This is a genomic window from Oleiphilus sp. HI0067 (assembly GCF_001635735.1).
This window is the reverse complement of the sequence record NZ_LWFI01000296.1, coordinates 1-951: the sequence shown is the minus strand read 5'-3', so window position 1 is coordinate 951 and position 951 is coordinate 1. Positions and strand designations below refer to the sequence as shown.

Annotated in this window: 2 protein-coding genes and 1 pseudogene; all 3 read left to right on the top strand. The window is 42.3% G+C overall.

The features are described 5' to 3' along the window. The coding region (gene lepB / locus A3739_RS03650) for a signal peptidase I (RefSeq protein ID WP_156502320.1) at positions 1-273 on the top strand (273 nt) is incomplete at its 5' end. A gap of 79 nt (positions 274-352) precedes the next feature. Continuing rightward, complete coding sequence (locus A3739_RS03645) at positions 353-748, top strand: DUF4845 domain-containing protein (protein WP_197469033.1); 396 nt, start codon at positions 353-355, stop codon at positions 746-748. A gap of 14 nt (positions 749-762) precedes the next feature. Then, positions 763-951: pseudogene (gene rnc / locus A3739_RS03640) on the top strand (ribonuclease III); the annotation flags it as partial.

Here is a 951-nt window from a genome sequence, read left to right as displayed (position 1 = left end):
CCTCCTTATCGTTTGGCCAAAGAGCAAATAGGCAACGTCACACATCAGTTAATGGAGCATAAGCTACGCCGAAACATTCAAGCCGAAGGTGAATGGGTGGTACCAGAAAACTCCTACTTTGTAATGGGTGATAACCGTGACAATAGTAACGATAGCCGTTATTGGGGCTTCGTTCCCGATGAGTTAGTGGTTGGTAAGGCGTTTGCAATTTGGATGCAATGGAAAGGTCTCACTTCATTGCCATCGTTTTCGCGCGCAGGAAGCATCGAGTAACACGCATTACGTTGTAAACCTGATAGAGCGGGTCTAACCTTAAGTACGCGAGTTAATGAATTTGATTGGAGCAATGCAAATGTCTAGAAATGAAACTAATAATAAATTGTTGAAGAACCAGCGTGGCGCTTCAATGCCCTTTGTTTTGGTGTTTCTAGCGATGGCTGCGTTTGTTGCGTTAGTTGGTTTTAAATTGTATCCAGCCTATTTTGAGCACTGGCAATTAAAGTCAGTGGTGACGTCTTTTGTCGAGGATTCTCAAACCGCTGAACTCGATCTGGGTGAGATTAATCGCCGCTTCAAATTACGTATGCAGACTAACAATATTCGCGACATTGACTTCAATGAAGCTGTATCGATAGAGAAAGAAGAAGGGGTGATTTCTTTCTACTTAGATTATGAAGTTCGTATCAATGTTTACAAAAATGTCGATGCAGTGATTGTGTTCGACGAAGTATCAGAAATCTATCCATAGGTAGCACAACACGGGTGAGTACAGTTAATTACGACAGACTTGAGCGAAAGCTTGGTTATACCTTCAAAGATCGATCTCTTTTAGAGCTCGCCCTCACACATCGTAGTTTCAAAGGTAAAAATAATGAGCGTCTCGAATATCTCGGTGACGCTATTCTCGGCTATGTGATCGCCGAACAACTCTATCTTCGTTTTCCTCATTTT